Here is a 22,833-nt window from a genome sequence, read left to right as displayed (position 1 = left end):
ATGGAAGATATGAAGAGATTCTCGCCATTGCTGACGCTTGCGTCGATCCAAAAGCAGCTGCAGGGTCTTCAGGCTTTTGATGAGCGTACAGCCGTACGCCAGGTATTCGATGAGGAGGCGCTTGGGTTCATTTCCTATCTAGGAGCCCTCAAGGTCTCTCAGCTATCGTCGTTCATAGACGAGATGTGGGACTTCAATGCCGATTTTCCCAATGTAGCCTTCTCGGCCAAAGGCAGGCCCCAGCAGCTCCATTTCTCGAAATTCACTCACCTCCCTCTCTGTGCGTGCTGGGAGCTCAAAGCTGTGTTCATCCTGCGCTTGATGGCACCTGGCTTGGCGCAGGTTGGGAGGGTCAGCGGGGGCTCTACTGAGCGGCCCATGAAGCCCAGAACGCTTATTGGGATCTTCACTGACGGACTTCGGTTTTTCGACAAGCTCTTCGAGCTTATTAGCGCCGATTTGGGCGCCGAGCACGTTGCGCTGCATCACAGCTCGATCTCGCATATCCCCTCTCGCTACTACGAGCAGGCGGCGCGCGAGTATGACTATGCGTATGAGCCAGTCATGAATCAGTTTTTCAATCTGGTTCGCTCGCCGGAGTATGCGGATGCCATTTTTGATGCGCCACTGCCCAATGTTGCCTTGGTCAAATTGCCATGGAAAAAAGTTGGGAAGGGGATGGGTGGCAAGCCCTCGCGCAACACATCCGTAGAAAAGGTGCTGGAGAACAATACGTTTGAGCGGGCTTCACTCATCAGCTCCCTAGCCATCGTCGATTTTCTCGATACCCTTGGAGAGCCGGTCATTGACCGGGCCTCACTGGAAAGACGCAATGCCAAGGGTTATCGACTATCCGCCGGCCAATCCCTAAGCCGTGATAAGTTTGATGTCTATATTTACAAAAGGCTAATGAATAAGGGTTACACCAAGCAAGAGGTTGTGGCTGCAATTGGCTACACCAATCCGATGGTCGAAAGCCTGTTTGACTACGAGGGAACTACTACGCTCAGAAAGCTCGCCGCTAAAGGCTTGTCGTTTGACGATGATTTTCGGGACTATTTAAACTTCATAAGTTATTGCACCCAGTACATTGTGGCTCAGTACACAGGTATGCGCCCATCTGAACTCGCTGAGGTCGATGTGAATCGACCGCCTAAAGAAACCAGCAAAGACTTGTGGACTATTCAAAGTCAGGTCATGAAACATCAGGAAAACTCTGTGATGTTGTTCGATGACCTGTGGGTAGCGATTCCCATCGTGCGCGATGCGATGCGTGTAGGGGCACTGATTAGCAAGTACAAAAATAATCCCTACCTGTTCTCCGGTGCGTTTACTACGGAGCCGGGTAAGGTGGCTAAGCCAGCACTCACCATTCTACCGATGATGACCAAGTTTTTTGGTCGGATCACTCCAGAGGGGCAGAAGGCGGGGCACTTCTATCCCTACATGCTTCGACATACGCTTGCATATCACTTGTACAGAGCCGACTTGGGATTGCCGTTCATTTCTCACCAGCTCAAGCATTTTGGTGAGATCACTGGCAGTCCTGATCCGACCAAGGGCTTCAGTAAGACAACCCTCGCCTATGGTGAGATTGGAGACATGCTGGCCAAGGGAGGAGCCAAAAAAGGGCAGCCCACCCAGCTCCGTCATCAGGCGGAACTGGAGTCAGTCAAGAGCCTGTACGACCCTGATGCCAACTACGCTGGCGTGAACGCCGAGGCGCATAAGGCTAATCTCCAGAATCTCTTCCAGGGGTATATGGCAGCCGGCTATAGCAGAGAGGACATCTTTGAAGTGATGGCCTCTCAAAAGATTGCAATTGTTAGTGTAGGGCGTGGCTATTGCTACGGTAATGGCGGGTCGGAGCTTGATGACCAGTTGCCTTGCATCGGCGGCCTGCGTTGCAATCCTAACCGTTGCAAGAACTCCGTCGTAAGTGCGTCCAATGCCCCACGTTGGCGTGACGTTTATCACCAGAACAAAATGAACCTCGAAAAGCCTGAGTTTGCCCACAATCGGGCCCAGATGCTTGAGGCTATGGAAGAGGCGAAAGGTGTATTGGAACATCTCGGTGAGGTGGTTGAGGTTGATCTTGATCTACCCCAGGACTTCGTTTTGGAATCTGAAGAAGAGGTCGAAGTTTAATCATGACGGCCAGAGAGTTTGATAAGAAGAACAAGGAAGACCTAGATCGGAATACCGCCATTCTCACGGATGCGCTCATGAAAATGGCTGGGGATTCTAAAATCAAGGCCACTATCTGCGAGCTCTCGCGATTGAGTGGGCTCCATCGCAATACCATTCGAGATCGAGGATGGCCGGTGGAGCGGATCAATGCCATCAAAAAGAGCCGCAAGCTCGATGTTTACCGTCAGAAGATGGAGAAAGAGGAGTCAGTTGATCCACTATCTGTCCTGTCTGACCGTCTTGAAGCTTCGCGTGTAGAAGTCATTCATTGGTTCAATAAGTACCTTGCCGCCGAGAAAAACAATCGGACTACTGAGGGTCAGTTGGCGTTGATGAAATCATCCCGTGACACTTACATGGAGTCTTCGCGGAAAGCACGGCAAGAAGTCTGGGAGAAAGAGGCCGAGATCGAAAAACTACGAGGCGTCATCCAAGTTCTAGAGTCGGCTCGGGCGGAATGACTTTCATGACTAGAGAGCTTGGTCAACGTCAGCCAGTGTGTAGGCGGCGAGCAGAGGTAAATGGCCAGGCTCCGCTACCTTCCTGTCATTTTGAAATCAACGTGGATCGGGAGGCTACCTCCGTTGCTCGCCTGGGACAGACCCTGTCTCTCCAATTTCGGTATCATCCTAATTTTTAGACGCGTGCGTCCGACGCTCGACAGACTAGAGGCCATCATGAAAGCGTACCTAGACCTCCTGACCGATGTCATCACCAATGGATTGGTCAAAGGTGATCGGACGGGCACTGGCACCAAAGCGGTGTTCGCCCGCCAATTCCGGCACAACCTCGCACATGGTTTTCCGCTGTTAACCACCAAAAATCTGCATTTCAAAAGCATTGCCAATGAGCTGATCTGGATGCTCAGTGGCAATACGAACGTGAAATGGCTCAACGAAAATGGTGTCAGCATTTGGGATGAGTGGGCCACGGAGGAGGGGGATCTCGGGCCGGTTTATGGACAACAGTGGACTGCGTGGCCAACGAAGGATGGTCGAACCATCAATCAAATCGATTACATGGTTGAGACGCTCAAGACTAACCCAAATAGCCGCCGCATTCTCTTCCATGGGTGGAATGTTGAGTACCTCCCAGATGAGCGCCAGAGTCCTCAGGAGAATGCCAAGAATGGCCTTCAAGCTCTGCCGCCCTGCCACCTCCTGTATCAGGCCTTCGTCCATGAAGGGCACCTGTCGATGCAGCTGTACATTCGCAGCTCTGACGTGTTCCTCGGGCTGCCATACAACACGGCTGCTCTTGCCCTACTGACACATATGCTGGCTCAGCAATGCGATCTGATCCCTCACGAGATCATTGTCACCACCGGAGACACGCATGCGTATGCCAATCATATGGAGCAGATCCAGGAACAGCTCAGCCGCACGCCTCGTCAGCTTCCTCAGCTCAAGATCTTGCGCCGTCCAGAATCAATCTATGACTATCGCTTTGAGGACTTCGAGATTGTTGGATACGACGCCTACCCGAGTATCAAAGCCCCGGTGGCCGTTTAACCCCTAGCTTGACCAGCGATCAACTGCAGATGCATTCAGAGCGCCGTGATCGTGCGGCGCAAGCGCTTCCTTCGTCCACACACGAGGTCTCCAAGGAATGAACCGATCAGAGCGCCGCAGGTACGAGAAAGAGTTTCCAAAAGCCCTCAAAAAGGCGGGTGACAATTGCGGGATCTGCCGCAAGCCACTGCAACACAACTCCCGTACCTTTGGCGGGGTGCTGGCTGATGGGCAGGCTGCGCTGGCAGGGGAGTGCTGCCAGAACCAGCTTGATGTCGTCATGGGGTCTGGGATTTATATTAACCAGAACACTGATGCCATCATGGATGCCCTGGGCCAAATGAAAGGTCGTTCAGGTGGGGAGCCTGTGTCTGACGCTTTGGAAGCTTCCAAGCGCCTCCAGAAGGGTATTGGAGGCTTGGAGGATTTTGTCGAGCGCGCAAAGCAGCGTGCGGGTGTTACAGGGCCCGTCCAACGGATTTCACTGACTGACACACCATGGAAAACCGATGACGCTCAATGGTTCGAGAGCCATCCCGGTCGCTCTCATCGGTTGCGGCCAATGCATCCGGGTGAGGAGGAGACACTTCCGCCCGAGATAAAGGATGCTGCCATCCCTGAAGGTCATCGCTGGGAAATCCTTGTGCGGCAAATCAAGAAAGGTCAGCGTGTTCGCTCAGCATTTTGCCGCGACACCCGCACCGAGATTCCCGATGTTGAGGCGGTCATTCACGCAATCTTTGACACTGTGGCTCGTGCCCAGCATGCAGGCACAATCACTGTTGAGGAGATTGCTGCGTTGGCCAAGCGATATCACATTCCTGAGGGCTCAGCACCTAACTGAGCAATAGCACTGCGGGTCATCGAACACTCAATGTCCCCACCGCCCCAGGGATAGTCCTCCGTCCGGGCAATACAAACCTATGATTTGCCATAGCAGGCCATGGTGTCCATGCCGGTGGACACCAGGCTTCCTAGGATTTGCAGTAACCGTCCGGCCAACACACCTTCCTGACGCCGTCGCATGAGGCGATGGTGTCCACCTAAATTTAAGTGGACACCATTTTTAGCCTTTTAAGCGGACGCCCATGCCACAAGAACGCCGTTCCTATTCCAAGTCCTTCAAGGCCCAGGTCATTGCCGAGTGCGCACAGGCTGACACCTCGATTGCCAATGTCGCCTTGACCCATAACCTCAACGCCAACCTTGTCCATAAATGGATTCGGGTGCATGCGCAGAAAAACCTGGCACTGCAAACCGCCTTTGTTCCGGTCAAGGCATTGTCGTCGACAGCGGTACCTCAAGTTCTTCCTGCCACGATTCGAATCGAAGTGCCTCATTCAAAAGGCGTAGTCGTGGTGAGCTGGCCGGCAGAAAATGCAGCGGCATGCTCCGCTTTCTTGCGAGACCTGCTGCGATGATTCGCATCGACTCCATCTGGCTCGCCACCGAGCCCATGGACATGCGGGCCGGCACTGAAACCGCGCTGGCGCGGGTCGTAGCGGTGTTCGGTGCGGCGAAGCCGCACTGTGCTTATCTGTTCGCCAACCGCCGCGCCAATCGTATAAAAGTGTTGGTGCATGACGGTGTAGGAATTTGGCTTGCCGCCCGGCGTTTGAATCAAGGACGCTTCTTCTGGCCTGGTGTGCGACACGGCTCCGAAGTTGAGTTGGATGCCGAGCAACTTCAGGCCCTGGTAAGTACCTACGTGATCATGGCTTGGTACCGCTGGTTGAAGTGATCTGCACAGAAGCCGCGCCGGGTTACTTCTTCTCGGATTTCCACAAGGCGCAGGACGCCCTTGAGCGTTTCCCAGACCTTCGTCTGATTCTGGATCTCTACCATGCTCAGATCCTGACGCAGGATGCGATAGGCATACTTCGGGCCTATCATCATCGAACTGAGCATGTACAGATTGCAGACTGGCCTGGACGGCATGAACCAGGTAAAGGGAGTATGGATTTTTTGAGCCTATTCAACATGTTGCAACAGCTCGGCTATAGCGGCTGGGTGGGCTGCGAGTACCATCCTTCTGGTGTGACTACGGATACGCTTGGTTGGATGAGTCGATTCAAGAGCGATCTGTGACCGCATTCGCGGAGCTTGAGACGCTACCAATCAGGAATTGAACATTGCGCTACGACCTTACCAGCCTTGACCTTTTCATCACTGTTGCCCAAGAGCGGAACCTCACTCGTGCGGGTCGAATCAAGCACGTCGCAGTCTCGGCCATCAGCAAAAGGATTACTGAGCTCGAAGCGCAGATCGGCTCCCCCCTGCTTCTGCGGAATGCTCGGGGGGTGGAGCTGACCCCTGCAGGTCAATCCCTGTTGTTCTACGCCAGGCAACTCAAGCAAACCATGGCCCAGCTCGATACCGAATTGAGTGGATATGCTAGCGGGGTCAAGGGGCATATTCGAATCCACGCGATCACCTCCGCGTTGTCCCAATTTTTGCCTCAGGACGTTGATGGTTTTGCCCAGCTCTACCCGCAGATCAAATTCGATATCGAGGAGCGAGTAGGCTCCGCAGTGATTCGAGCAGTAGCTGATGGCCGAGCTGACCTTGGGATCATCGCAGCACAAACAGCCTCTGAGGGCCTTGAGACCCTGACGTACAGGCATGATGAGTTGACCTTGGTAGTTCCCAGTGGCCATGAGCTCGCTACGCGTAAGGCCATCAAATTCAAGGAAGTGCTGGAGCATGAGTTCGTTGGCCCTCATCTCGAAAGCTCGATGCACACCTTGCTGACAGGAGAGGCCGCGAAGCTAGGATTGAGCCTCAAACTGCGTATCCGAATCAGCAGCTTCGACTGCATGTGTCGAATGGTGTCTACGGGATTGGGTATCGCTGTGCTGCCTCGCAGTGTCATCAATCAGTACTTGCGCAGCCACAAGCTAAAGGCAGTGACCCTGGATGAGCCATGGGCGCACCGCACGCTTTTACTGGTGGTGCGAAAGTACGAGGCTGCGTCGCCCACACTCAAAACATTCATCGATCATCTGAAACTGCCAGAGTAAAGCTGTTCGAGAGCGTTCTCGTTTGGAGAACGCTGCTATGGCAATTGACCAATTTTCATCCCCACAGACTGCTCTTAGTATCGGCTCAACCGCATAAGGCATGGCTCCGTGCATGCCTGCGAGCACTATAAAAAGCCGAGCGAAATGAGCATGACCGAGACTGCCTGCGACCTCTTTACTCCCCTGACAATCAGTGATGACTCGTTCACGATTGTCGATTTGAGCAAGATGCTTGATCACAGCCAGCTTGCAAAGCTGCCGTATTCCATTCGTATCTTGCTGGAGAACGTTGCGCGTTGTTCTCCTGAAGCACTGCCGTCGGTACTGGCTAGGGCCGTGGGTAACGGCCCTGACTGCGAAGTGCCTTTCCAGCCCAACCGCCTGATGTTCCATGACACGACCTGCTTGCCAGCTTTGGCCGATTTCGCCGGTATGCGCGATGTTGTCGCCGAACTGGGTGGCGATCCACAGGCGATGAACCCGCTGATCCCGGCTGTACTGACTATCGACCACTCGGTGATCGTCGAGCGCTACGCCGAGGCAGATGCGGTCGAGCAGAACCTGGATATCGACTTCCGCCGCAACAGCGAGCGCTACCGTTTCATCAAATGGGCACAGAAGAGCCTGGACAACTTCGGTGTAATCCCACCGGGTACCGGGATCATTCACCAGATGAACATGGAGGCATTGGCCCAGGTCGTCTGGGAAAGTCGCGGAGCCAACGGCGAACGCTTGCTCCATCCTGACGACATGGTCGCCACCGACAGCCACACGCCGATGATCAATGCCATTGGTGTGTTGGGCTGGGGTGTCGGTGGTCTGGAAGGCCAGGCCGCCATGGTAGGTGAGCCGGTACCGATCAGTTTCCCGAAAGTGATCGGTATCCGTGTGACAAATGCCATGCGCCCGGGTGTTACAGCCACCGACCTGTCCCTGCATGTGGCCGAAATTCTGCGTAAGCGCTCGGTCGTGGGCAAGTTCGTGGAGTTCACCGGCCCAGGGCTCTCGACGCTCAGTTGGGCAGCCCGTGGCACGGTTTCCAACATGGCACCCGAGTACGGTGCGACCGTCGTATTCTTCCCATTCGACGATGAGACTTTGGCTTACCTCGAACTCAGCGGTCGTTCGGCCAAGTTGCGCGAGCAAGTCATCGCCTACATGAGTGCCCAACCGCTTTGGCGCCGCGACGAGCTGGCTGAGCCGGAATTTGACGAGCTCATTGAGCTTGATCTGGCGAGCATCGAGCCAAGTGTTGCAGGGCCTCACCAGCCGCATCAACGTCAGCCCCTTTCCAAGGCTGCAGCGTCATTCCAAGATGAAGTGCTGGGTGGTGGCAAGCTCATCACAGCTCCACAAGAGCAGAGCTTCTTCGAGCCTTCATTCGGTCAGTCGATCACTCACGGTGCTGTGGTGATGTCCGCCATTACCAGCTGCACCAACACCGCCAACCCGGCACAGATGATTCAAGCTGGTTTGCTGGCTCGCAAGGCCCGGAGCCTGGGTCTTCAGCGTAAGCCGTGGGTAAAGACATCGCTCTCGCCTGGTTCGCAGGTGGTCGCCGACTACTTGGCTGAGGCCAACCTGCTTGAAGACTTCTCTGCCCTGGGCTTCGATCTAGCTGGCTTCGGTTGCATGACCTGTATCGGTAACTCCGGAAAGCTCGAAGAGCACGTTGAGCATTTCGCCGACGAGGGCCTCAAAGGCGTGGTCGTGTTGTCCGGCAATCGAAATTTCGAAGGCCGGGTGAACCCTAAAGTACCAGCAGGCTATCTGGCGTCCCCGGCATTGTGCGTTGCATATGCCATCGCCGGTACCATCGATATCGACCTGACTTCGCAGCCGCTTGCCACGGGTGCTGATGGCCAGCCCGTATTCTTGCAGGATCTCATGCCAAGCGATGCTGACATTGCCGATGAGGTCGCCAAAGTCGTGAAGCCGGAGTTCTTCCAGCATCGCCTGGCGACAGTCTGGGATGGTACGCATCATTGGCAGGCTCTTTCTGCAGAGGGCAGCGTGCAGTTTCCCTGGAGCCCGGAGTCTACCTATCTCCGTCGTCCGCAATACCTGGCGGATATCCAGGCGCAACCCAAAGCGTCCCTGGCTATCAGTGGTGCTCGTACACTGATGGTGCTTGGCGATAACGTCACTACTGACCATATCTCACCTGCAGGCGCGATCCCTGCCAACAGCTTGGCCGGCCAGTGGTTGCTGGAGCGGGGAGAGGATCCACAGGATCTCAACCAGTATTCCACTCGTCGTAGTAACCATGAAGTGATGCTGCGGGGCGCCTTCACCAACAAGTCGGTGAAGAACCGTCTCCTTGGCGATCAGCAGCCAGGGCTTGGCGCTTGGGCGTGGAATGCTGACCACAGCAAATGCTTACCTCTGTACGAGGCCGCCAAAAGCTACGCCTTGCAAAAGACGCCGATGGTGGTCTTTGCCGGTATCAACTACGGCGCTGGCTCCAGCCGTGACTGGGCCGCGAAGGCGCAGGCCCTACTTGGCGTAAAGGCAGTGGTTGCGCAAAGCATTGAGCGTATTCACCGCAGCAACTTGATTGGCATGGGCGTACTGCCTTTGGTCTTCAAGCCTGGCCAAAGCGTTGATGACCTTCGTTTGGATGGTAGCGAGCAATTCGATTTCCTGGGCCTTGATGAGCTGGTTGTAGGCGAGAACCTAATCAAGCTGATCATTCATCGCGCCGATGGCCGTCGTGATGAAGCTGAGGTTATTGCGCGTGTGGATTCGCAGCAAGAAGTGCGCTACCTGGTCAGCGGCGGTGTGCTCCCGTTCGTAATCCGCAAGGTTGTTGCCCGCACTCGGGCTTGATCATTCAAGGGCTCCATGCGGGGCCCTACTTGGCCAAAACAATAAGAAGGACACGTCCATGGATCGCGAACAATTCAACGTTGTTGCGCCTGACCCTGTGAGCATCACGCACGCTGGGTTATGCCGTCGCACGCTGATCAAACACTTAGGTACAGCCGCAGGGCTCGGTATTCTGGGTTCATTGCTGCCTACAGGGCTGGTCAGCGCCGCGAGTGCCATGTCTTCAAACAATTCTGTAAGCGGGAGTAATACCCCTATGTTCGCGTATGTCGGATCGCGCACAACCCGGGAGCGTAATGCCCGTGGTGATGGCATCACGGTCTATCGGGTGGATCAGGAAGCCGGCACGCTGGAGCAGGTGCAACTGGTCGACGACCTGGTGAACCCCTCGTTTCTTGCCCTCAATCGTGCCGGTGATCGCCTCTACACTGTACATGGCGACCGTAGTGAGGTCAGTGCCTTCAGCGTAGATAAGGCAAGTGGAAAGCTGACCTTCCTCAACCGCCAAAGCTGCGAAGGAAAGAATCCGGTGCATTTGGCCCTGGATCCTAGCGAGCGGTTCATGGTGGTTTCCAACCATATCACCGGCACCTTGGCAGTGGTCAATGTGGAAGAAAATGGCGCTCTGGGCGGTATCAACCAACTGCTCAAGCTTGAAGGCCCTACTGGCCCTCACCGAGTGGAGCAGCCTTTCGCCAAACCGCACTTCAACCCATTTGATGCAACAGGCAACTACGTCTTGGTACCGGATAAGGGCCTGGATCGCGTGTTCAGCTTCCGCTTCGACAATGGCAAGCTGCATCCCGCTGACCAGCCATTCGCTGTTGCGCGCGAGGGTTCTGGCCCGCGCCATATCGCAATGCACCCGAAAGCCGGTTTCGCCTATGTGATTAACGAGCTGGACTCAACCGTAACCAGCTACCGTTTCGACTCCCGCAGTGGTGCCCTGCAACCGTTCCAGGTATTGCCGTCCCTGCCAGCAACCTATACCGGCAACAGCCGAGCTTCCGAGATCGAAGTGGATCGCAGTGGACGTTTCCTATACGCCTCCAATCGCGGCTACGACAGCATTGCTGTGTTCAAGATTGACCAAGGAAGTGGCCTGCTGAGCCCGGTCGATTTCGTACCGAGCGAAGGAAAGACGCCGCGCTTCTTCACCCTCACGCCGAACCAGCGTTTCCTGTTTGCCCTTAACGAAGACAGCGACAGCATCGTGTCCTTCGCTGTCGATCAAAACAGCGGAGGGTTGAGCAAGACAGGCTTCTTGACTTCGACCGGTAGTCCAGTCTGCATGATCTTTTCCGCCTGATACCTGCTGCAACGATAACAATTAAAGGGCGGACTACGGTTCGCCCTAGATGAGGTCTCTATGAACAACAACAAAACTGTCGATGAGCAGGCCATCGTTCGCAAGGTTACCTTGCGGATCATCCCGTTCATGTTCTTGCTGTACATCGTCTCCTATTTGGATCGCGCCAATATCGGTTATGCCGCGCTGGAGATGAACAAGGAGCTCGCCTTGACCAGCGAGGCGTTCGGCTTCATTTCTGGGATCTTCTTCATCGGCTATTTCCTGTTCGAAGTGCCGAGCAACGTGATGCTCAACAAGTTCGGCGCGCGGGTTTGGATCGCTCGGATTCTCGTCACCTGGGGTGCGATTGCCGCCGCCACTGCTTTTGCCCAAACCGCCAACCAGCTCTACGTGCTGCGCTTCTTCTTGGGCGTGGCTGAGGCGGGCTTCTTCCCAGGCGTGATTGTCTACCTGACCTACTGGTTCCGCTCAAAGGAGTTGGCCACTACAGTCGCGCTGTTCACGGCGGCAATCCCGGTCAGTTACATCATTGGCGCGCCGCTTTCTACCTGGATCATGGACAACATCAAGTGGTTCGACTGGAGCGGCTGGCGTTGGATGCTCTTCCTTGAAGGTGTTCCTGCCGTATTCCTTGGCGTTGCCTGCTTCTTCTTCCTGACTGACAAACCCGAGCAGGCCAAATGGCTGACTCAGCAGGAGAAAGACTGGTTGCTCGCCGAGCTTGAGCGCGACCGCCAGAGCCGCAAGAACGTCAAGCGCCTGAGTGTGTTCAAGACGATGGTCAACAAGAAGGTGCTGTACTTGGCCTTCATCTACTTCGTCTATCAATGCGGCAGCCTGGGCGTCGGTTACTGGATGCCGCAGATCATCAAGGGCTTCTCCAGCGACCTGACCCACACTCAGATCGGCCTCATCGCCATGCTGCCCTACATCGTTGCCACAGCAGCGATGATCATCTGGTCGCGCAGCTCCGACCGCCGTAACGAGCGCAAAATACACTCAGCCATTCCGCTGGCAGTCGCAGCAATCGGCTTGATCGGTGCAGGCATGCTGCCCAGTGCCGTGGCGTCGATGGCGATGATCTGCGTCGCGCTTTCGGGGCTCTACAGTTTCAAATCGCCGTTCTGGGCATTGCCGACGCTGTTCCTCGACCGCGCTACCGCAGCGGTGTCGATTGCTGTGATTAACTCGATCGGTAACCTCGGCGGCTTCGTTGGGCCTTCGCTGATCGGCGTTGTGAAGGGCAGCAGCCAGAGTGCTGCCACTGGCTTGCTTTTCCTAAGCGCACTGCTGGTCATCGCCTTCCTGATGACAGCCTTGATGCGTGTCACCAACAGCGAGCCTGATCAACCAGTGGCCGCCTCGGCCCACTGATGCTCCTGGCCGCATAGCGGCCTGCCCAAGGCTCAGGGTCGCTTCGACAGTTCCTGCCCAGTTTGTCGAAGCGGCTCGCAGTAGCGAAGCAATCCCCGTATCAAGCAAATTCTTCCTAGCTCAATCATGAGTTGGGCAGCGTCATGCCACCTAAATGGAATCGCCAGATGCACAACAACAAAAACATCATGCGTACCCTGATCACTCTGTCCCCTTGCCTGGTCGTCGGCACTGCCAGCGCAGAGGGGTTTGTTGAGGACAGCAAGGCAAGCCTGCAACTGCAGAACTACTACCTCAATCGCGATTTTCGCGATGGTGCCGGCCAATCCAAACGAGAAGAATGGGCCCAGGGATTCCTGTTCGATTTCCGCTCTGGTTACACCCCTGGCACTGTAGGCTTTGGCCTCGATGCGCTCGGGATGCTGGGTATCAAGCTGGATTCAAGCCCTGACCGATCCGGTTCCGGCCTGCTGCCGGTACATGATGATGGGCGTGCTGCCGATGAGTTCAGTCGTCTCGGCCTGACTGCCAAGGTGAAGGTTTCCGAAAGCGAGCTGAAGTACGGAACACTCATTCCTAAGCTGCCGACGATACAGGCGAATACCGGGCGGATTCTTCCGCAGACATTCGAAGGTGGCCTGGTAACCAGTAACGAAATCGAGGGCCTCACACTGACAGGCGCACGCTTCAATCGCGTGACTGATCGTGACTCTACCGACGCTCAGAAAATCACCCTGAACAACAAGAACCGTCGTTTTGCCGGTGCTGTGGAAGGTGATGACTATTGGGTTGGCGGATTCGATTACGCCCTCAACAAAGGGCTAACGATTAGCTACCAGTACGCCGAGCTTCAGGACGTTTACCGGCAGAGCTTCTTTGGTATCAACCACACGTGGAGCATCGGCCCCGGTAAGCTCAAAAGCGACTTGCGGTACATGCTGAGCGACGATGCTGGCAACGCGAACGCTGGTGCCATCGACAGTGGTGCTCTCAGTGGTTTGTTCACCTATAGCCTGGGCGGCCATGCAGTTGGCCTTGGGCTCCAAAAGATGAATGGCGATACTTCAATGCCATTCCTCAACGGCACTGATCCGTATCTCACGAACTACATCCAGATCAACGATTTCGCTGAGCCAGGTGAGCGCTCCTGGCAGCTACGGTACGACTACAATTTCGCCGCTGTCGGTATTCCCGGGCTGACCTTCATGACTCGTTATGTCAAAGGTGATCACGCAGATGCCGCTACTCATGTCGGCGAGGGGCGAGAGTGGGAACGCAATACCGACATCGCCTACGTCTTCCAGTCGGGAGCCTTGAAAAATGTTGGTATCCGTTGGCGCAATGCCGCTTACCGCTCAAACCTCGCCCGTGGCGCTGATGAGAATCGCTTGATCGTTTCCTACACATTGCCAATTTGGTAATTCCATCTTCAGGAGAACCACATGACAGCCGTTACCCCTGCGGTACTTGATGATTTGGCGCCAACAGGCGTTCTCTATGCTGCGATCAACTTCGGCAATCCCGTTCTGGCTCAGCGTGGCCCGAACGGTGAGCCTCAAGGGGTATCAGTAGCGCTCGCCAAGTCCTTGGCACAGGAATTGGGTGCATCGCTGGAAATGCGAACCTTCGACGCTGCCGGCAAGGTATTCGCTTCGTTGGAAGAAGGCGTGTGGAATCTGGCGTTCTTGGCTATCGAGCCGGTGCGAGAAGCGCAGATTTCGTTTAGTGAACCGTACGTCATCATTGAAGGCACGTATCTGGTTGACCGTGATTCTCCGTACCAGTCCGTGGCAGACCTCGATCAGGACGGCTTGAGATTGGCAGTTGGCAAAGGGGCTGCCTATGACTTGTTCCTGAGTCGCACTCTCAAGCATGCCCATCTCGAACGCGCTGAAACCTCGGCAGGCGCAGTTGATCTGTTCCTTGAACAAAAGTTGGATGCTGCCGCTGGCGTTCGTCAGCCCCTCCAGAAAGTCGCGGATCTCGACCCACGCTATCGCGTGCTGGATGACGCCTTCACGTCCATCCGTCAGGCGATGGCTGTGCCCCGAGGACGGGATGCCGGCGCTGCTTACGTCCGAGCATTTGTAGAGCGTAAGAAAGGCGAAGGTTTCGTTCATGAGGCTCTGGCTCAGAGCGGTCAGTCGGACGTGACGGTTGCACCGTAGACCGAAGTGCTAAGTGGAAGAGGCCGGAGACGGCCTCTCGTATTTTGAAGTAAAGGGCATAAATGCCCGCCGTGTTTAGGGTGATGAAATGGCCAAGGCCGCTGATGTCGTTGTGCAATGCCTGGAAAACGAGGGTGTCGAGTATGTGTTCGGCATCCCTGGTGAGGAAAACCTCGACCTGCTGGAATCCCTGCGCAAGTCGAAGATCAAGCTGGTACTGACTCGCCACGAGCAGTCGGCGGGCTTCATGGCCGCCACCTATGGTCGCCTGACCGGCAAGACTGGCGTAAGCCTTTCTACCTTGGGCCCCGGCGCCACCAACCTGGTCACCGCCAGTGCGTACGCCTATCTGGGCGGCATGCCGATGATGATGATCACTGGTCAGAAGCCAATCAAGAAATCCAAGCAGGGGCGTTTCCAGATCATTGATGTGTGCGGGATGATGGATCCCATCACCAAGTACACCCACCAGTTCGCTTCGGCGGATAACATTCCGGCACGCATGCGCGAAGCCTTCCGCCTGGCCGAAGAAGAGAAACCGGGCGCCGTACACCTGGAGCTGCCCGAGGACATCGCTGCCGAGCAGACCGACGCTCTGCCAATCCCGCCTAGCCTGCACCGCAGGCCGCTGGCCGAACACAAGGCGATCGAAGCCGCTGTTGAGAAGCTGCAAAAGGCTCGCAGTCCGATTCTGGTGATCGGTGCAGGTGCCAACCGCAAGATGACCGCCAAGGTGCTCAAGCAACTGATCGACAAGACCGACATTCCGTTCATCACTACCCAGATGGGTAAAGGCGTGGTCGACGAACGTCACCCACGCTTCCTGGGTAACGCTGCGCTGTCGTCCGGTGACTTCGTGCACCGCGCCATCGAGGCCGCTGACCTGATTATCAACATCGGCCACGACGTCATCGAGAAGCCGCCATTTTTCATGGTGCGTGGTGGCACCGAAGTGATCCACGTCAGCTTCCGTTCGGCTGAAGTCGATGCTGTGTACTTCCCACAGGTCGAAGTGATCGGCGACATCGCCAATGCCGTGTGGCAGATCGGCGAGGCGCTGAACGATACCGCACACTGGGACTTCACCCGTCTGATGGCCATTCGTGAAGCCAACGAATCACAGATCGCCGAAGGTGGCGACGACAACCGCTTCCCGGTGTATCCGCAGCGCCTGGTAGCCGACATCCGTCGTGTCCTGCCGTCCGAAGGCATCGTCGCCCTGGACAACGGCATCTACAAGATCTGGTTCGCCCGCAACTACAAGGCGCACAAGCCGAACACCGTCCTGCTCGACAACGCCCTCGCGACCATGGGCGCCGGCCTGCCATCGGCAATGGCGGCGCACCTGGTGCATCCGGATCGTCCAGTGATTTCGGTGTGTGGCGATGGCGGTTTCATGATGAACAGCCAGGAGTTGGAAACTGCAGTCCGACTGGGTATGCACATCACCGTGGTGATCCTGCGTGACGACGGCTACGGCATGATCCGTTGGAAGCAGGTCAACATGGGCTTCACCGACTATGGCCTGGACTACGGCAATCCGGACTTCGTCAAATACGCCGAAGCCTACGGAGCCAATGGTTACCGCGTGGAGAGTGCGGATGCATTGCTGCCGCTGCTGGATCACTGTATTTCAAATCCAGGCGTGCATGTGATCGACTGTCCGGTCGATTACAGTGAAAACGACCGCATTCTCAATAGTGAATTAAGAGAGCGAAGCCTCGCCATTTAATATCTCGTAACAAACTACCTATCGACATTTTTTCCAGATGTGCAGCGTTCTCGGCTTGAGAACGCTGTCTTTCCTAAAGACCAATTTCAATTTTTCTTAGCTCTTTCTAGGATGAGTCTGGAGCTGAAATGCACCTCCAGCGTCAGCAACGTCCCTACAAAAACTATAAGGGTTACGTCATGTCCAAGAAAGTTGCGTTTGTCACCGGTGGTCAGCTCCCGAAAGACCAAACCCTTTGGCTGTCACTTCGCGCAGACAGATCTGCGAGCGTTTGGGAGACAGGGCTCCGATCTGCTCCCATGTCTGGTCATCGACACGGCGAAGGCACGTGTTGAATCTCGGCAAGGCAACTATTTCGAGGTAAGGCGCACGCTCAAGCTCCTCGTGGAGCGGTTGCCGCAAGCTCTCCATCGTATTGTGCAGTTTCAGCTCTTGCACCGAGAGCCGGGGCAGATGGGCGTTCCGCTTGATCGCCTCACGCTCCATGAGCTCTTCTTCTCCCTAGATACGGCGCGCCGCTGTCAGTGCTTTCTCGACCTTCAGGGTGGTCGAGCTCTGAAGCACAGGATCTGGTACCGCCTGGACGACCAGTTCACTGGTGCGGCTGTTGAACTCGTCTGCCGCTTCTATAGCCTCCTCGTAGGAGGCGAAAACAGCCGCCCTCGCATGGCCACTGCCGTTATCGTAGAAGTAGCGCTTCCAGGACAGCTGGGAATCGGGGAAGAGCTTGAGTGCCCGCATCTGCCACATCCATCCTATGCCGAATTGCCGGAACGGAAGGACGGCCAAGGTGGGCATTGAGTGGTAGGGCATTTGGTCTAGGCGCATCAATTCTCCCTGCTGTTTGCTTCTTGGCGCCTGACCATCGGCTGAGTGAGCTAATGAGCGGCTGGGGTGCGGAGTGCTCTTGGCTGAGCAGGTCAAGATGGCACTTTTACTGGGCGTCGCCTTCGCATGATGGCCTTGTGATGCTACGATCGCGGCCCATTTTTCTGTGATTTTTAAGGACGAAGATGAAGCTGAAAATCGAAAATATCTACAACCATGGCACCTTGGACAAGGAGCACGTTGTGCTAAGCGTGCTGGAGGACTGCAACCTGAGCGCGTATGTCCTTATGGACACAACGTACGATAAGAAGGGCAACGTTTCGAACAAGCATCGTCACGTCAAATGGCTGCCTGCTGTCCAGGCTAAGAAGGGAGACAAGGTCTCTGTTTGGACGAAGGCAGGAACTGATGAATCAGGGTTCTCCGGTGGAACCAAGTGGCACCGGGTCTACTGGAGCATGAACACGTCGATCTGGAACAACGAGGGTGATGTTGCTGTTCTGCTGCAGATCAGCGGGGTCGATCACAAGCGCGCAAAATCAGCCTAGCCTGAGCCAGCGTTCGAGCGATGCGTCCCCATTTAGCATGCTCATTTGGGTGGCTTGGTTGCTCGATCTAAATGGGCAGCGCTGTGGGGGCGATGGTCGCATTACGTTTCGCCCCGGCGTGCTTGCCCATGCTGCATCAGCCAGACTACCTGCTTCTATAGCGGTCATCTCTGCAGGCCTACCCATCCAGAGCTGACTCTATGGGCGGATAGGTTAGCCAAGGCAAAAGCTTGGTGATCAACTGAGAATTTTCACGAACGGCTGCTTATTGATGATCGCTGCGTGAGATTTACGCTTCAGCAGATCCACTAGATCTCCCTGGCGCTGGAGGAGGATGACGATTTCCTCCAGCGAGCAAAGGAATGTCGTTCGGATGTTCAGGAATTCGGCGCACTGCGTGATGGCCGGCTGAGTGAACTCACTATTGGAAATGAAGATGCCCGAGGCGTCTGCTCGGCCCATGACCCTGACCAAGTGCGGCCCAAAATCGGCTACCCCAACAGGATCTTTCAGCCATTTCATTTCCACCAAGTGGATTGTCCCCCCAAGCTCAATTACCCCGTCGACCTGCTCCAGCACGGTTGCGCTGTCGAGTGCCTTGCGGACGAAGTTTTCCCTCACGTGGATGCCGTAGGAGCGAAAAAGGTCATTTAGAACCCCTTCAAGAAGCTTCCCTCGTTCGTGCGGCCTGTCATCAAGGTTGAACAGGCCGAAGAGCCGGGCCTTGATGTTGTCGATCTCATTGCGCTTTTGTGTTGCCTGCTGTTGCTCTTCGCGGTGGCGCGCTTGTGCCTGCTCACGTTCGGAGTCACGTTCATTCTTCATGCGTGTGAACGCATCCTTTGCATTGACGGCTTCGCGAACACTTGCCACCAAGCCTTTTGCCTTGAGGCGTTCGTTCTCCCAACACGTTTCGAAGCTCTCAAACTGGATGACACGCTTGATGATTTCTCGCCGGGGAGCCAGCCCGCTGTCCCCGCGCCGATTCAGGCGGGTGAGCACAGTGCGAGCGATGTCATATTTGCCAATAGAGTCCGGGGCGGTGTCGAGTTTCTTGAGGATATCTGACCAGTCACTTTCGTCTACTCCTGCCCCCTCGAAGAACAGGACAACGTCCTTTTTTCGTCTCACTAGGCGCGGGATGGTATCGACCAAGAGCTCGAAGATGTCGTGTGGGTAATGGAACTGCTCAGCCATGACTGATCTCGTTTTCCGTATGCATTCCCGTGGCCCATCCCGTGAGCCCTTTGAGGGCATCATGACCTGCGACCACGGCAAGGTAAATCCCCATGGAAACGTCATTCTCAAGTGGGCGATACGGTACCGTAACCAGCTCGCATCACCTGACCACGGGCAGCACCTGAGAATGACTAACTGCTCACGTGTGTTATCCGCCGCTTCAGTCGCTTTCAGGTGCCGATGGCACCAATAACAGGGCTTAGCATTGGTTATCACGTCTCACAAACGCGCATCACATGCAACGATTGCGATCCTGGCAGTACAGGTCAAAACTTGAACCGTCCGACCAGCCCTTTCAACTGAGCTGAGGTCTCCGTTAAGCGACTCGAACCTGTTTGCGCCGACTTGGCGAAGACTTCGACCAGCTGTGCGTCAGAATGGATTTGAGCGACGTGACGATTGATTTCCTCAGCCACCTGGTGCTGCTCCTCCGCAGCTGTAGCGATATGAGCATTTTGGTCACGGATTGAGTCCACTGAATTGCGAATTTTGTCGAAACTCTCGCGTGCCTGATGGATGAATTTTACGCTGGCCTGCGACCCCTCCAGACTTTTCTGCATCTGCTGACTCACCTCTTGAGTTCGCCGCGCGAGGTTAGCGAGCAGGCTGTCGATCTCGCCGGTTGAGTCAGCAGTACGCCGTGCCAGGGCACGTACCTCGTCCGCTACTACAGCAAACCCTCGACCCTGGTCGCCGGCCCGGGCCGCTTCAATGGCAGCATTTAGGGCCAAGAGATTTGTCTGTTCGGCGATAGAGCGGATGGTACTGAGGATGGTGTTGATATTCTTGCTGTCTTGCTCAAGCGTTTGCAGAGTTTGTGCTGAGTGCTGCAGGTCATCACTTAACTTGAGGACGCTACCCGTAGCTTCGGCGACGCGCTGCTGTCCATCATGAGCTTCACGAAAACCGATGTCAGCGCTGGAGGCAGCATGACTGCAAGAACGAGCCACTTCGTTAGCGGTTGCCAACATTTCGTTGAAGGCGGTACTTACCAACTCCACCGCTTCGCGCTGCCGCGTCGCAGCTTTTGACATATTGATTGCCACTTCGGTGGTGTCAGCCGCCACCTCTTGCAGGTTGGTGGACGCGCTGCCGATGCGGCGCATAAGTTGCGCGATCATGCCAAGGAACTGGTTGAACCAGGCTGCCAAGGTCGCTGTTTCGTCCTTACCCCGCACTGCTAGTTCTCGCGTGAGGTCGCCCTCACCTTCAGCGATTTCCTGAAGGCCATCGGCCACACCTCGAATAGGGCGGCTAATCGTATTAGCAAACCTTACGCCGACAATGGCGAAGATGACTGCTAATAGGAATGCAATGAGTCCAATGATAGCCGTCATGTCGTTGGCTCGGGCCATCACGTCTTCAAGTTTTATCAAGCTAATAAAACGCCACCCTAGACTAGGGGAGCTGACCACGTTGGCGATGTAGGTCACACCGTCGATTTCGACTTTGGTAACTCCATCTCTGTTCTTTGCCAGAGTGGAGTATCCTGGCCCTAGATCAGATAGTGGTTTGAAGTTGTTTTTCTCATTTGCGGGGTCGACCAGTATGTTTCCATTGGCTTCCACCGCCATCAGGTATCCGCTATCCCCAATTTTAATGGTTTTAATCAAGTCGGTTAATTGCTTGAGAGAGACCTCCACTCCGACAACGCCTATTGGGTTGCCATCTGTATCGGCAATAGCTCGAACTGTGCCAACAAGTACTACATTATCCACCGCCCAATAGTAGGCGCTCGTACGAATAGTTGAATTAGGTGCTGCTGCTATGGCGGCCTTGTACCAAGGGCGAGCTCTTGGATCGTAATTGGACAGTTTGAGGTCTCTTGGCCAACCGACGAACCCGCCATCATTGAGACCTAAGGTAACAGAAAATGTCGTTGGATGAGTGGTGGCGAACCTGTCGAAGACGCCCAATACCAAGCGATCATTTTCGGTAAAGGAAATTTGTTTAGCGTTGGCAGAACTATAATTTTTTAATAACTTTGCGCTGGTGATCTGAGGGTCTTTAGCAAGATGCTCAACGTTCTGAGTGATGCTGTCGAAGAATTGCGTGATTCCGTTGTCGACATGGAGAATTTCGCGGGTGCTATTTTCAAAGAAATGGGCCTCCGCGTCTCCGCGTAGATTAATAATGACAAGCGCTGCGACCAAAATCACTGGAAGGCAGGCTATTGCTGAAAATACCCATGTTAATTTCTGCTTGATGCTCATGATTTCTCCAGCGCGAATTCTTAGTTTTTTAGCTGTGGGAATAAAGCCATGCTTGCAGGCCCGTAATTAGCAGGAAATGGCTGGCCTAGAAGGAAAAAAACTCCCGAGGCTGTCGGGAGTAAAGGAGCGCGCGTAACAGAGGAGAACAAAAGTCATCGAATTTCACTGCGCCACTCCATGGCGCGAAACAAAAGCGGCGATCTTTAACTAAGCTATCATCGCCGCAAGGCAATGTCAGGTTTAATCTGACGGCTTGATTAGAAGATGTTGATCGGGTACTCAGCAAATGCCCTTACTTCATTGCCGTCCTCATTATAGTCGCGAGCATTGTTTGATACGCGCAACCAGGAGCCTCGCAACTTTAGTTTCAGATCTTTAGCAGGGCCGCTTTGGACAACATATTGAATTTGGTTGAAGATTTCCCGCTCGCTACCATCGCCGTCATTGGTGCGAATGTTATCACCGTGAACATACGCGATTCTGTATGAGAGTCCGGGTGCACCGTACTCAGCGAAATCGAGGGAGTATGCAACTTGCCAAGAGCGCTCATCCTCCGCATTGAAGTCCGACCAGTAAGAGTTGGCGAGGAAGATTGTGCTGCCGCCGTCTCCGACACCGCCAACATTCTGGTATCTGCCATAGTTATAGCCCGTGTCCCCCGAACTACGTTGGTGGGCTAAAGTAACGGCGTGAGGGCCGAACGCAAACGTGGCGCCCAAGCTCCATATGATGTTGTCACGACCAGTTCCGAGCTGTTCCGAGTATGCCTTGTCCAGTCGGGACTTATATGCGTTCAGGTCAAGTGTGAGCGAAGTGTTATCTTCGAACGGAAGGGTATACACTGCGCCCAAATAGTGCTTGGTGAGCCGGTCTTCAACGTCGGATGTGTAGAGAGCGGCGCTGAAATTATCGCTGAACTCATAGCTGCCGCCAATTAAGTCAATGTTCTTCAGGCCGCCGCTGTCACGCCCCTCAGCACTTTTCCGCACCTCTGCAGTTAAGTGTGCGGCATTGACTTCAAGCCCCTTCAGTTCCTTCGATGTCACCATCCATCCGGTATAGGTTTCTGGTAATAGTCGAGCATCATCGTGATTCAAAACAGGGAGCGTTGGCCTTAGGTCACCATATTTAAGAACGGTGTTTGAGGCCCGTAGCTTGATTGCGCCGCCTGCACGCGATAGATCACTTGCAGCTTCGCCACTATCACCTTGCTTGAAGAAATCGATACCCCCAGCGCCCGATTTACCTTGACCGCCATCCAGTCTCAGTGCGTAGAAACCGAATGCATCAGCTCCAAACCCTACAGTCCCTTGGGTAAAACCAGACTCGAACTGGCCCATTACTGCTTGACCCCATTCTGCCTTGTCTTGGCGCTGATTATTGTAATCTCGATTGATATAGGCGTTTCGAAGAAGGACTTTTAAATGGCTATCTTCTATGAAGCCATTGGCTGACGACTGATCGCTCGCAAGCGCGTTGAGACTCAGGGCCAGTCCCAGAGGGGCTGCCATAAATATTGTTTTTTTCATTATTATCCCTTGTTGTGTTTGTGATGCGCTGGCTGTCGCAAGGGCTAATTGTCCCTGTTGCGATTATAGGGCGATAGATTTGTAGTTATCTTCGGCGTCCAGGGCGTAGTCTCCGGGCGCGCGAAGAGGAAACAATTTATCTATTATTCGTTATATGGCTATGACTGGGCATCGGGCGGTCTCTTTAGTTTTTGTTATTTTTTGGGTGAAGCCAAGGGCGTTACTGCTGGCATTTCTGATTCGTCGAAGCTATCAAAGCTTTCTCGATTCTAATATCTGATTTCTGAATACTTGGTCTTCAGGATTCGAATAGGCTCAGTCGAATCATTACGCATGAGGC

General features: G+C 54.8%; 20 protein-coding genes and 1 pseudogene. 15 read left to right on the top strand and 6 right to left on the bottom strand.

Annotated features, from left to right (window positions below; all coding sequences use genetic code 11):
• From BFP99_RS02860 to BFP99_RS02795, 14 genes are all read left to right on the top strand, one after another.
• On the top strand, nt 1–2,148 hold the full coding sequence (locus BFP99_RS02860; RefSeq protein WP_065946600.1) for a site-specific integrase: 2,148 nt from the start codon (nt 1–3) through the stop codon (nt 2,146–2,148).
• A 2-nt stretch (nt 2,149–2,150) separates the two neighbouring features.
• The gene (locus BFP99_RS02855) at nt 2,151–2,651 is read left to right on the top strand and encodes a hypothetical protein (protein WP_065925099.1); all 501 of its coding nucleotides are present in this window, start codon (nt 2,151–2,153) and stop codon (nt 2,649–2,651) included.
• A 216-nt stretch (nt 2,652–2,867) separates the two neighbouring features.
• On the top strand, nt 2,868–3,701 hold the full coding sequence (locus tag BFP99_RS02850) for a thymidylate synthase (protein WP_065925138.1): 834 nt from the start codon (nt 2,868–2,870) through the stop codon (nt 3,699–3,701).
• 97 nt (nt 3,702–3,798) lie between these two features.
• Entirely contained in the window at nt 3,799–4,545 is a 747-nt protein-coding gene (locus BFP99_RS02845) for a hypothetical protein (protein WP_065925100.1), read from the top strand.
• Between the two features lie 244 nt (nt 4,546–4,789).
• Nucleotides 4,790–5,122 carry an IS66-like element accessory protein TnpA gene (locus tag BFP99_RS02840; protein WP_065925101.1) on the top strand — a complete coding sequence of 111 codons (333 nt, stop codon included), beginning with the start codon at nt 4,790–4,792 and terminating at the stop codon, nt 5,120–5,122.
• A complete protein-coding gene (gene tnpB / locus BFP99_RS31660) occupies nt 5,119–5,442 on the top strand; it encodes an IS66 family insertion sequence element accessory protein TnpB (RefSeq protein ID WP_065925102.1) in 324 nt (107 codons plus the stop codon). Before BFP99_RS02840 ends, tnpB begins: the two co-directional genes overlap by 4 nt.
• A complete protein-coding gene (locus BFP99_RS02830; protein ID WP_256097719.1) occupies nt 5,421–5,789 on the top strand; it encodes a TIM barrel protein in 369 nt (122 codons plus the stop codon). The genes tnpB and BFP99_RS02830 overlap by 22 nt, the downstream gene beginning before the upstream one ends.
• 44 nt (nt 5,790–5,833) lie before the next feature.
• Nucleotides 5,834–6,721: a LysR substrate-binding domain-containing protein gene (locus tag BFP99_RS02825; RefSeq protein ID WP_065925103.1), complete on the top strand. Its 888-nt coding sequence runs from the start codon at nt 5,834–5,836 to the stop codon at nt 6,719–6,721.
• 150 nt (nt 6,722–6,871) lie between these two features.
• Entirely contained in the window at nt 6,872–9,550 is a 2,679-nt protein-coding gene (acnA, locus tag BFP99_RS02820) for an aconitate hydratase AcnA (RefSeq protein WP_065925139.1), read from the top strand.
• Between the two features lie 256 nt (nt 9,551–9,806).
• Nucleotides 9,807–10,859: a lactonase family protein gene (locus BFP99_RS02815; RefSeq protein WP_065925104.1), complete on the top strand. Its 1,053-nt coding sequence runs from the start codon at nt 9,807–9,809 to the stop codon at nt 10,857–10,859.
• 60 nt (nt 10,860–10,919) lie between these two features.
• Entirely contained in the window at nt 10,920–12,236 is a 1,317-nt protein-coding gene (locus tag BFP99_RS02810; RefSeq protein WP_065925105.1) for an MFS transporter, read from the top strand.
• Between the two features lie 167 nt (nt 12,237–12,403).
• Nucleotides 12,404–13,657: an OprD family porin gene (locus BFP99_RS02805; protein WP_065925106.1), complete on the top strand. Its 1,254-nt coding sequence runs from the start codon at nt 12,404–12,406 to the stop codon at nt 13,655–13,657.
• A 21-nt stretch (nt 13,658–13,678) separates the two neighbouring features.
• A complete protein-coding gene (locus BFP99_RS02800; protein WP_065925107.1) occupies nt 13,679–14,404 on the top strand; it encodes a transporter substrate-binding domain-containing protein in 726 nt (241 codons plus the stop codon).
• Nucleotides 14,405–14,492: 88 nt separating this feature from the next.
• Nucleotides 14,493–16,136 (top strand): acetolactate synthase large subunit, encoded by a 1,644-nt coding sequence (locus BFP99_RS02795; protein ID WP_065946599.1) that lies wholly within the window; start codon nt 14,493–14,495, stop codon nt 16,134–16,136.
• A 201-nt stretch (nt 16,137–16,337) separates the two neighbouring features.
• Here the strand turns inward: BFP99_RS02795 and BFP99_RS33510 are convergent, their stop codons facing one another.
• Nucleotides 16,338–16,622, bottom strand: coding sequence for a hypothetical protein (locus tag BFP99_RS33510; protein WP_256098063.1), 285 nt, complete (start codon nt 16,620–16,622; stop codon nt 16,338–16,340).
• A gap of 15 nt (nt 16,623–16,637) precedes the next feature.
• Nucleotides 16,638–16,964, bottom strand: coding sequence for a hypothetical protein (locus BFP99_RS33505; protein ID WP_256098062.1), 327 nt, complete (start codon nt 16,962–16,964; stop codon nt 16,638–16,640).
• 185 nt (nt 16,965–17,149) lie between these two features.
• Here BFP99_RS33505 and BFP99_RS02785 point away from each other — a divergent pair, with 185 nt between their 5' ends.
• Complete coding sequence (locus BFP99_RS02785) at nt 17,150–17,512, top strand: hypothetical protein (protein WP_065946598.1); 363 nt, start codon at nt 17,150–17,152, stop codon at nt 17,510–17,512.
• A gap of 237 nt (nt 17,513–17,749) precedes the next feature.
• Here BFP99_RS02785 and BFP99_RS02780 read toward each other — a convergent pair whose 3' ends face one another.
• From BFP99_RS02780 to BFP99_RS02770, 4 genes and pseudogenes are all read right to left on the bottom strand, one after another.
• Complete coding sequence (locus tag BFP99_RS02780; RefSeq protein WP_065946597.1) at nt 17,750–18,709, bottom strand: restriction endonuclease; 960 nt, start codon at nt 18,707–18,709, stop codon at nt 17,750–17,752.
• A gap of 308 nt (nt 18,710–19,017) precedes the next feature.
• Nucleotides 19,018–19,785: a methyl-accepting chemotaxis protein gene (locus BFP99_RS33935; RefSeq protein ID WP_370737628.1), complete on the bottom strand. Its 768-nt coding sequence runs from the start codon at nt 19,783–19,785 to the stop codon at nt 19,018–19,020.
• A gap of 93 nt (nt 19,786–19,878) precedes the next feature.
• A pseudogene (locus BFP99_RS33930) lies at nt 19,879–20,964 on the bottom strand (cache domain-containing protein); the annotation flags it as partial.
• A 257-nt stretch (nt 20,965–21,221) separates the two neighbouring features.
• Complete coding sequence (locus BFP99_RS02770; RefSeq protein ID WP_065925110.1) at nt 21,222–22,496, bottom strand: OprD family porin; 1,275 nt, start codon at nt 22,494–22,496, stop codon at nt 21,222–21,224.
• Between the last annotated feature and the right edge of the window lie 337 nt (nt 22,497–22,833).

It is taken from the genome of Pseudomonas sp. 1 R 17, assembly GCF_900067035.1.
GTDB lineage: Bacteria > Pseudomonadota > Gammaproteobacteria > Pseudomonadales > Pseudomonadaceae > Aquipseudomonas > Aquipseudomonas marginalis.
The sequence above is the reverse complement of the archived record's forward strand: the minus strand, read 5'-3'. Positions and strand labels throughout refer to the sequence as shown.

Coding starts and splice junctions, on each gene's coding strand:
- BFP99_RS02860 (WP_065946600.1), top strand. CDS start 1: ATGGAAGATATGAAGAGATTCTCGCCATTGCTGACGCTTGCGTCGATC.
- BFP99_RS02855 (WP_065925099.1), top strand. CDS start 2,151: ATGACGGCCAGAGAGTTTGATAAGAAGAACAAGGAAGACCTAGATCGG.
- BFP99_RS02850 (WP_065925138.1), top strand. CDS start 2,868: ATGAAAGCGTACCTAGACCTCCTGACCGATGTCATCACCAATGGATTG.
- BFP99_RS02845 (WP_065925100.1), top strand. CDS start 3,799: ATGAACCGATCAGAGCGCCGCAGGTACGAGAAAGAGTTTCCAAAAGCC.
- BFP99_RS02840 (WP_065925101.1), top strand. CDS start 4,790: ATGCCACAAGAACGCCGTTCCTATTCCAAGTCCTTCAAGGCCCAGGTC.
- tnpB (WP_065925102.1), top strand. CDS start 5,119: ATGATTCGCATCGACTCCATCTGGCTCGCCACCGAGCCCATGGACATG.
- acnA (WP_065925139.1), top strand. CDS start 6,872: ATGACCGAGACTGCCTGCGACCTCTTTACTCCCCTGACAATCAGTGAT.
- BFP99_RS02815 (WP_065925104.1), top strand. CDS start 9,807: ATGTTCGCGTATGTCGGATCGCGCACAACCCGGGAGCGTAATGCCCGT.
- BFP99_RS02810 (WP_065925105.1), top strand. CDS start 10,920: ATGAACAACAACAAAACTGTCGATGAGCAGGCCATCGTTCGCAAGGTT.
- BFP99_RS02805 (WP_065925106.1), top strand. CDS start 12,404: ATGCACAACAACAAAAACATCATGCGTACCCTGATCACTCTGTCCCCT.
- BFP99_RS02800 (WP_065925107.1), top strand. CDS start 13,679: ATGACAGCCGTTACCCCTGCGGTACTTGATGATTTGGCGCCAACAGGC.
- BFP99_RS02795 (WP_065946599.1), top strand. CDS start 14,493: ATGGCCAAGGCCGCTGATGTCGTTGTGCAATGCCTGGAAAACGAGGGT.
- BFP99_RS33510 (WP_256098063.1), bottom strand. CDS start 16,622: ATGGAGCGTGAGGCGATCAAGCGGAACGCCCATCTGCCCCGGCTCTCG.
- BFP99_RS33505 (WP_256098062.1), bottom strand. CDS start 16,964: ATGCGCCTAGACCAAATGCCCTACCACTCAATGCCCACCTTGGCCGTC.
- BFP99_RS02785 (WP_065946598.1), top strand. CDS start 17,150: ATGAAGCTGAAAATCGAAAATATCTACAACCATGGCACCTTGGACAAG.
- BFP99_RS02780 (WP_065946597.1), bottom strand. CDS start 18,709: ATGGCTGAGCAGTTCCATTACCCACACGACATCTTCGAGCTCTTGGTC.
- BFP99_RS33935 (WP_370737628.1), bottom strand. CDS start 19,785: ATGTCAAAAGCTGCGACGCGGCAGCGCGAAGCGGTGGAGTTGGTAAGT.